Origin of the sequence: Kineococcus glutinatus (assembly GCF_039542765.1) — a bacterium.
GTDB lineage: Bacteria > Actinomycetota > Actinomycetes > Actinomycetales > Kineococcaceae > Kineococcus_A > Kineococcus_A glutinatus.
In genome coordinates this window covers 1-7,893 of sequence record NZ_BAABIL010000130.1, presented here as the reverse complement: position 1 = coordinate 7,893, position 7,893 = coordinate 1, and the positions used below count along the sequence as shown (strand labels likewise).

7 protein-coding genes are annotated in these 7,893 nt (G+C 71.6%); 4 read left to right on the top strand and 3 right to left on the bottom strand.

The window, feature by feature from the left end; translation table 11 throughout:
* Positions 1 to 836: anthranilate phosphoribosyltransferase (gene trpD / locus ABEB16_RS05885; RefSeq protein ID WP_345711333.1), on the bottom strand; the 836-nt coding region annotated here is incomplete at its 3' end.
* Positions 837 to 1,098: 262 nt separating this feature from the next.
* Between trpD and ctaE the strand changes: the two genes are divergently transcribed.
* The 4 genes from ctaE (at position 1,099) to qcrB (ending at position 5,458) form a co-directional block, all read left to right on the top strand.
* Complete coding sequence (ctaE, locus tag ABEB16_RS05880) at positions 1,099 to 1,755, top strand: aa3-type cytochrome oxidase subunit III (protein ID WP_345711332.1); 657 nt, start codon at positions 1,099 to 1,101, stop codon at positions 1,753 to 1,755.
* Positions 1,756 to 1,816: 61 nt separating this feature from the next.
* Complete coding sequence (gene qcrC / locus ABEB16_RS05875) at positions 1,817 to 2,665, top strand: cytochrome bc1 complex diheme cytochrome c subunit (RefSeq protein ID WP_345711331.1); 849 nt, start codon at positions 1,817 to 1,819, stop codon at positions 2,663 to 2,665.
* A 70-nt stretch (positions 2,666 to 2,735) separates the two neighbouring features.
* Positions 2,736 to 3,785, top strand: coding sequence for a cytochrome bc1 complex Rieske iron-sulfur subunit (gene qcrA, locus ABEB16_RS05870; protein WP_345711330.1), 1,050 nt, complete (start codon positions 2,736 to 2,738; stop codon positions 3,783 to 3,785).
* Positions 3,782 to 5,458: a cytochrome bc1 complex cytochrome b subunit gene (qcrB, locus tag ABEB16_RS05865; protein WP_345711329.1), complete on the top strand. Its 1,677-nt coding sequence runs from the start codon at positions 3,782 to 3,784 to the stop codon at positions 5,456 to 5,458. The genes qcrA and qcrB overlap by 4 nt, the downstream gene beginning before the upstream one ends.
* 393 nt (positions 5,459 to 5,851) lie before the next feature.
* Here qcrB and ABEB16_RS05860 read toward each other — a convergent pair whose 3' ends face one another.
* Both ABEB16_RS05860 and ABEB16_RS05855 read right to left on the bottom strand, forming a co-directional pair.
* Positions 5,852 to 6,952 (bottom strand): L,D-transpeptidase, encoded by a 1,101-nt coding sequence (locus tag ABEB16_RS05860; RefSeq protein WP_345711328.1) that lies wholly within the window; start codon positions 6,950 to 6,952, stop codon positions 5,852 to 5,854.
* A 395-nt stretch (positions 6,953 to 7,347) separates the two neighbouring features.
* Positions 7,348 to 7,749 (bottom strand): cytochrome c oxidase subunit 4, encoded by a 402-nt coding sequence (locus ABEB16_RS05855; RefSeq protein WP_345711327.1) that lies wholly within the window; start codon positions 7,747 to 7,749, stop codon positions 7,348 to 7,350.
* Positions 7,750 to 7,893 lie beyond the last annotated feature (144 nt).

Here is a 7,893-nt window from a genome sequence, read left to right as displayed (position 1 = left end):
GCCGGGGCCAGGCCCAGGTCGGCGCGGGCGTCGAGGCGCACCCGGTGCACCCGCCCGTCCGCGGCGGTGGTCCAGACCTGCGCCGGGGACACCGTCGTCAGCTCGTCGAGGCCGTCCTCGCTGCGGAAGACCAGGGCGCTGGTGCCGCGGCGGGCCAGCACACCGGCCACCAGGGGGGCCATCCGCGCGTCGGCCACCCCGATCGCGGCGGCGGCCGGGCGCGCGGGGTTGGTGAGCGGGCCCAGCACGTTGAAGGCCGTGGGGATGCCGAGGGTGCGCCGCACCGGGCCGGCGTGGCGGAAGCCGGGGTGGAAGACCTGCGCGAAGCAGAACGTGATGCCCGCCTCGACGGCGACGTCCGCCACCCGGGCCGGCGGCAGGTCCAGCCGCACCCCGAGCTCTTCCAGCAGGTCGGCGGAACCGCAGGCGGAGGAGGCGGCCCGGTTGCCGTGCTTGACGACGCGGTGACCGGCCCCGGCCAGGACGAGCGCGGCCATGGTGGAGATGTTCACCGTGTGCGCCATGTCGCCGCCCGTGCCGACGAGGTCGACGGCCGGGCCGGGCACGGCGATGGGCACCGCGTGCTCGAGCATCGCGGTGGCCAGGCCCTCCAGCTCCTCGACCGTCTCGCCCTTGGCCCGCAGCGCCACGAGGAAGCCGGCCAGCTGCACGCCCTCCACGTCGCCGTCCATGACCCGGTCCATCGCCCAGGCCGTCTGCCCGGCCTCGAGGTCGCGGCCGGCGACCAGGGCGGCGATGAGCTGGCGCCAGGTCGGTTCACCGGCGGTCGGCGCGCCCGCGGTGGGGCGCTCGGAGCTGCTCGTGGTGCTGCCCATGGGTGCCCTCCGGCCGGCGGGAGCCGCCGGCGGGAGCCGGGCGGCGGCGCCGAGCGTACCGACGCCCCACCGGCCGGGGACGGGCGCCGGGCACCTCCCGCGCACCTCCCGCGCACCTCCCGCGCACCTCCCGCGCACCTCCCGCGCACCTGCCGCGCACCTGCCGCGCACCGCGGCGGGGGCGGCGACCACGGTGCGGGCACGCCCCTGTGCAACACGTCGCACCGGGGCGGCAGGGCACCGCGAGGCCCATGGGGCAATAATGCAGATCGTGGCGAGCGCACAGGCAGTCCAGAGCAGCACGCCGAGTCCGCTTCACGGCTCGGTCAACCGGCCCAACGTCGTCTCGGTCGGCGTCATCGTCTGGCTGTCCAGCGAGCTGATGTTCTTCGCTGGGCTCTTCGCGATGTACTTCACGATCCGCTCCGTGGCACCCGACCTGTGGGCCTGGGGCCCGGAGCAGCTGAACATCCCCTTCTCCAGCGTCAACACGACGATCCTGGTGATCTCGTCGTTCTGGTGCCAGTTCGGGGTGTTCGCCGCGGAGCGCTTCCAGCCGTACCGCACCGGCAGCCTGCTGCAGGTGGGCAAGTGGGGCATGACCGAGTGGTTCGTGCTCACCTACATCTTCGGCGCGATCTTCGTGGCCGGGCAGGTGTACGAGTACGCCCACCTGATCCACGACGGGCTGTCCATCAGCACCAACGCCTACGGATCGGTCTTCTACCTCACGACCGGTTTCCACGGCCTGCACGTCGTCGGCGGCCTCATCGCCTTCCTCCTGGTGATCGGCCGGTCCTTCGCCGCCAAGCGCTTCGGGCACGCCGAGGCGACCAGCGCGATCGTCATCAGCTACTACTGGCACTTCGTGGACGTGGTCTGGATCGGCCTGTTCACCGTGATCTACATCCTGAAGTGACCGGCCAGCTGCGATCAGCGCACCCGCCAGCCCAGCAACGACGGAAGCGAGCTCGACGACCGTGACCAGGACCCTCACCGCGCTCAGCGCGCGCCGCCGCCACCCGCTGGCCGTCGCGCTCCTGATCGCTCTGGCCCTGACCCTGATGGGCGGGCTCTACGCGGCCCTGGCGCCGCAGCCGGCCAGCGCCCAGACGGCCTCCGCCTCGGCGGAGGACATCGAGGAGGGCAAGAAGCTCTTCCTCGCCAACTGCGCCACCTGCCACGGCTTCAACGCCGCCGGTGGCGACCCGGCCGTGGCCGGCGCGGGGACCGAGGGCACGGTCAGCGGCCCCTCCCTCATCGGCGTGGGTGCGGCGTCGGTCGACTTCCAGGTCGGCACCGGGCGCATGCCGCTGGTCTACCAGGGCCCGCAGGCGGCGGTCTCGGAGAAGATCCGCTTCTCGCAGGAGCAGATCGACCAGATGGGCGCCTACATCGCCTCCCTGGCCCCCGGCCCGGCCAAGCCGACGGAGGAGGTGCTCGACTACTCGGGGCTGTCCGAGGAGGAGATCGCCCGGGGTGCGACGATCTTCCGCACCAACTGCGCGATGTGCCACAACTTCGCCGGCGCCGGTGGCGCCCTGACGGCGGGCAAGGTCGCCCCGGACCTGTTCGGCACCTCCCCGCAGCACATCTACGAGGCGATGACGACCGGGCCCGGCCCGATGCCCGTCTTCAACGACAACATCATCGCCCCCGAGGACAAGACGGCGGTGATCGGCTTCCTCAAGACGATCCACGGCGAGACGGAACCGGGCGGCAACCCGCTGGGCTACCTCGGGCCGGTCACGGAGGGCCTGTTCGCGTGGGTCGCCGGCATCGGTCTGCTCATCGTCTGCTCGATCTGGCTCGGGATGAAGTCGTCGTGACGCCGCAACAGCGCGCGTCGCACCAGCACTCGTGCGGGCAGCACGGACAGGCACGGACAGGACGGGGACGATGACCCAGGAGACCCAGCCGGCAGCCCAGCCGCCGAGCCCGGGGCACGGCACGAGCACGGCGGTCAGCACGGCCACCGAGGAGCGGCACCCCGAGCGCTTCACCGACCCGGGGCTGCCGCCGCACCGGCACCGCATGGGCGACACCGACCCGCGCGCGGCCAGGCGGGCGGAGCGGCAGGTGGCGCTGCTGTTCGTGCTGTCCATGATCGGCACGCTCGGCATCATCGCGGCGATCATCGGGCTGAAGTACGACAACACGTTCGAGCGCATCAGCCTCTCGACGAAGGCCATCGGCCTGGCGATGTTCCTGTCGCTGTTCTGCCTGGGCGTCGGCGCGGTGCACTGGGCCAAGACGCTGCTGCCGGACGACGAGCGCATCGACTACCGCCACCGCCAGCGCGGCACGGACGCGGAGCGGGCCAAGGCGGTGGCCATCCTCAAGGAGGGCGCCGACGAGGCCGGCCTGGGCCGTCGCCCGCTGATCCGCAACACGCTCATCGGGGCGCTGGCGCTCTTCCCCATCCCGGCGGTGTTCTTCTTCCGCGACACCGGTCCCCTGCCGGAGGGTGCGCTCTCCCGCACCTGGTGGGAGGAGGGCAAGTACCTCGCCAAGGACCCCGAGGGCGGGCGCATCCTCGCGGCCGACGTCAGCCTCGGTTCCGTCGTGCACGTCATGCCCGACGACATCGACGAGGCCGGCGAGGACCTGCTCGCGGAGAAGGGCAAGGCGGCCGTCCTCCTCATGCGCCTCAAGCCCGAGGAGATGCTCGACAAGCAGAACGAGTGGGGTGTCGACGGCATCGTCGCCTACTCCAAGATCTGCACCCACATGGGGTGCCCGGTGGCCCTGTACGAGCAGAACACCCACCACCTGCTGTGCCCGTGCCACCAGTCGACGTTCGACCTGGACCAGGACTGCAAGGTCGTCTTCGGCCCGGCGAAGCGTCCCCTCCCCCAACTGCCGATCACGGTGGATGCCGAGGGATACTTGGTGGCACGGTCCGATTTCCACGAGGCCGTCGGCCCGAGCTTCTGGGAGCGCGGATGAGCCCGCAGACCACGACGAAGGACCGCGCGGCCACGGCCGTCGCGAACTTCGCCGACGACACCGCCGGCGCGAGCAAGATCGTCAACGGCTTCGCGCGCAAGGTCTTCCCCGACCACTGGTCGTTCATGCTCGGGGAGATCACCCTCTACAGCTTCGTCATCCTGCTCTTCACGGGCACGTTCCTGACGTTCTTCTACGTGCCCAGCGCCGCGGAGACGACGTACGAGGGCATCTACGCGCCGCTGGCGGGGACGCACGTGTCGGAGGCCTACGCCTCGACGCTGAGCCTCTCCTTCGACGTGCGCGGCGGCCTGATCATGCGCCAGGTCCACCACTGGGCCGCGCTGATCTTCGTGGCCTCCACGGTCGTGCACATGTTCCGGGTCTTCTTCACCGGGGCGTTCCGCAAGCCGCGCGAGATCAACTGGGTGATCGGCGCCCTGCTGGCCATCCTGGCGGTCTTCGAGGGCTTCACCGGCTACTCGCTGCCCGACGACCTGCTGTCCGGCACCGGCATCCGCATCGCCGAGGCGATCATCCTGGCCGTGCCCGTCGTGGGCACGTACATCAGCTTCTTCCTCTTCGGCGGCGAGTTCCCCGGTCACGCGTTCATCCCGCGCTTCTACACGATCCACGTGCTGCTGCTGCCGGCGGTCATGCTGGCGCTGGTGGCGGTGCACCTGATGCTCGTCGTGGTGCACAAGCACACGCAGTACCCCGGCCCGGGCCGCACCAACGACAACGTCGTGGGCTTCCCGCTCTACCCGGTCTACATGGCCAAGGCCGGTGGCTTCTTCTTCATCGTCTTCGGCGTGATCGCCCTCATCGCGGGGTTCGTGTCCATCAACCCGATCTGGGCGTACGGGGCGTACGACCCCTCGCCGGTGACGGCGGGGTCGCAGCCGGACTGGTACATGGGCTGGCTCGACGGCGCGGTGCGCCTGATGCCGGGCTGGACGGAGATCTCGGCGTTCGGCTACACGCTCTCGCTGAACGTCTTCATCCCCACCACGGTGATCATCCTCGTGGTGATGAGCGTGCTGGTGGCGTACCCGTGGATCGAGCAGATCGCGACGGGTGACTACCGCGAGCACCACCTGCTGGACCGCCCGCGCAACCAGCCGACGCGCACCGGTCTCGGCGTGATGGCGCTGACCTTCTACGCGCTCCTGCTGGTCAGCGGCGGCAACGACATCATCGCGCACACGCTCAACATCAGCATCAACGACATCACGCGCTCGCTGCGGCTGCTGTTGTTCGTGCTCCCGCCCATCGCGTTCTGGGTCACCAAGCGCATCTGCCTCGGGTTGCAGCGCAAGGACCGCGAGAAGGCTCTCCACGGCCGGGAGACGGGCCGCATCGTCCGCCTGCCGCACGGTGAGTTCATCGAGGTCCACGCCCCCCTGTCCGACCACGAGCGCTGGCTGCTGGTGCAGCACGAGCAGCAGCGCCCGCTGGAGCTGGCCGACGGGGCGGCCGGCGCCAACCCGGACACGCTGTTCGGCAAGGTGCAGCACGCCCTGTCCCGGTTCTACTTCGACGACCGCGTCGAGCCGGTGACGCCCGCGGAGCTGGCCGCGGCGCACCACCACCACGACGACCACCACGTGGCGATCGACCAGTCGGCGGAGGGCAACGCGAAGATCACCAACTCGCTGACGACGCAGGGCTGAGCCCGGCACGTCCGCGCACGGCAGCGGCCCGGTGGGGATCTCCCCCACCGGGCCGCTGTCGTTGTGGTGCTCGCGTGGATCCCCCACGCCCCGGGTGCCCGCGTGGCTCGGGTCAGCCTCGCGCCGCCTGCGGTCCGCCCGTCGCGCGCAGCAGGCGGTGTGGTCCGGTGGGCGTCCGCCGGGGATCTGCCGCGACGACCGCCACGGCAGCCGTCGGCAGGGCGCAGACCGCCACCGCCACCATCGGGCGGACCACGTCGTGCAGTTCTGCCGCCACCCGGGCCGGCAACCGGTGTCCGCCGCGGCGCTGTGTCCACCACCGGCACGACGTCCTGCCTGCTCCCCGCCCGTGGGCGGCGAGGACGACGTGCCTACGTCGCCGGACCGCCCGGTTCAGGCCGCGAGGGCCGAGGCGGCCTTCCACTCCTCGAAGCTCATGTTCCAGGCCGTGTACCCGTTGCCCGGCTCCATGCCGCGATCGGAGCCGACGAACTCGACGACGTCACCCACCTTGGAGTGCTCGAACATCCACTTCGCGTCGGCGGTGCTCATGCCCGTGCAGCCGTGGCTGACGTTCGCCCTGCCCTGCGAGCCGACCGACCAGGGCGCGGCGTGGATGAACTCGCCGCTGTTGGTCAGCCGCATGGCGTACTTGACCTCGAGGGAGTAGTAGTCGGGGTCGTCCGGGCTCACCCCGGTCGTCTCGGCGTCCATCGTCCGCTCCGACTCCCGGCTCATGATGACCTTGACGCCGCTGCGGGTGACGTACTTCCCGCCGCTGCCGCTCTTGCCGGTGGTGACCGGGATCGTGTTGATCACCTGTCCGTTCTCACGCATGGTCAGGGTGTGGTTCTGGATGTCCACGGTGCTGACCACGGCGGAGCCGACCCGGAAGTCGATGTCGCGGTTCTCGGTGCCCCAGACCCCGGGGGCGACCTCGACGCCTGCGAGGTCGACGTCGACGTGCACGGGCGTGTCCGCGGGCCAGTACTCCCGCGGCCGCCACTGCACCTGGCCGGCCGACACCCAGTGCCAGGCACCTTCGACGTTCGCGGGCGTCGTCACGGCGAGGTGGCGCTCGACCTCGGCGCGGCGGTCGTCGGCGACGTCCTCGTCGAGCAGGACGATGACCGGCATCCCCACACCGACCGTCCACCCGGCCCGCGGCGCCACCGACGCGGCGACCTGCGTGGTGGGCGCCAGCGTGGTGAGGGTGCTCGTGCTGTCCTGGGTGAGGCCGCTCGTGCTCGTGCTCGTGGCGCGCACGGTGTAGGCGGTGGCGGGGGCCAGCGGGGCCGAGCTGGTCCAGGTGGCCCCCCCCGGGTCGGTGGTGCCGGGCAGGGGCGCCCCGCTGGCGTCGCGGACGTCGACCGCGGTGAGCGTGCCACCGCTGACGTCGACCCGGACGGGGGCGTCGAGCCGGACCTGCTGCGTGCCGTCGCCGGGGGTGACGGTGACGACGGCCGGAACGGGCGCCGGCGTGCTGGACGTCACCGCTGTGGGCCCGGAGGCTCCCAGGCCACCTGCGCCGCCCTGGCAGCCGCTGACGGCCAGGAGACCCGCGACCGCGGCCGCGACCGCCCACGTCGTCGAACTACGCACCTGCACTCCCCCGTACCGGCCGCCGAGCGGCCACTCGTCCCCACCTGCAGCGCCACGCCGGCTCACCCGCACGCGCCCCTCCTGAGACCGGACGCACCGGGAGCCGCCGGTGTTGCACGCGGGTGCACATCGTCTCGCGGTACCGCACCGGCACCACCGAGCTGACAACACACGCCGGGGCCGGGTTGATCCGGCCGCCGCCCCGTGTCGGCCTGGGCCCGCACCGGCGCGAACGCGGCGAGGCCGGCAGCCGCGGAGCGGACTGCCGGCCTCGGGCGCGCGGGTGCTCAGTGGGCGTGCTCGCCCACCCAGTACTCGTACACCCAGCCGCAGAGGAAGACGAGCGAGAAGGCGACCCCGATGATGGACAGCCACCACCCGACGGCTGCGCCGGTGAAGACGAGCGCCGCCCCGAAGGACAGGGCCAGGGGCCACCAGCTGTGCGGGCTGAAGAAGCCCTGCTCCCCCGCGCCCTCGTGGATGTCCGCCCGCGGGTTGTCCTCCGGCCGCTCGTCGATGCGCGCTGCCGTCACGGCCAGGTAAGCACCGACGAGGATGGCCAGGCCACCGGTCAGCAGGAGGGCGACGAAGCCGACGAGCTCGTTCCAGCCGGTGAGGATGCCGTACACGAAGGCGACGGGCACGAAGAACAGCACACCACCGCTGAACAGCCAGGTCTCGTTCTTCATCAGTGGGCGCCCTTCCCGCGGAGGTCCTCACTGCGACCGGCCAGGTCGGCCTCGCCGTAGACGTGGTCGAGCAGGTTCTTGTCGGCGGTCGGCGTGTCGTGCCCGACGACCTCGGGGTGGTGCAGGTCGAAGGCGGGCCGCTCG

Bases quoted from the DNA above. Each gene is read 5' to 3' on its own strand.
- qcrA (WP_345711330.1), top strand. From the start codon at position 2,736: ATGACCCAGGAGACCCAGCCGGCAGCCCAGCCGCCGAGCCCGGGGCAC.
- ctaE (WP_345711332.1), top strand. From the start codon at position 1,099: ATGCAGATCGTGGCGAGCGCACAGGCAGTCCAGAGCAGCACGCCGAGT.
- qcrB (WP_345711329.1), top strand. From the start codon at position 3,782: ATGAGCCCGCAGACCACGACGAAGGACCGCGCGGCCACGGCCGTCGCG.
- ABEB16_RS05855 (WP_345711327.1), bottom strand. From the start codon at position 7,749: ATGAAGAACGAGACCTGGCTGTTCAGCGGTGGTGTGCTGTTCTTCGTG.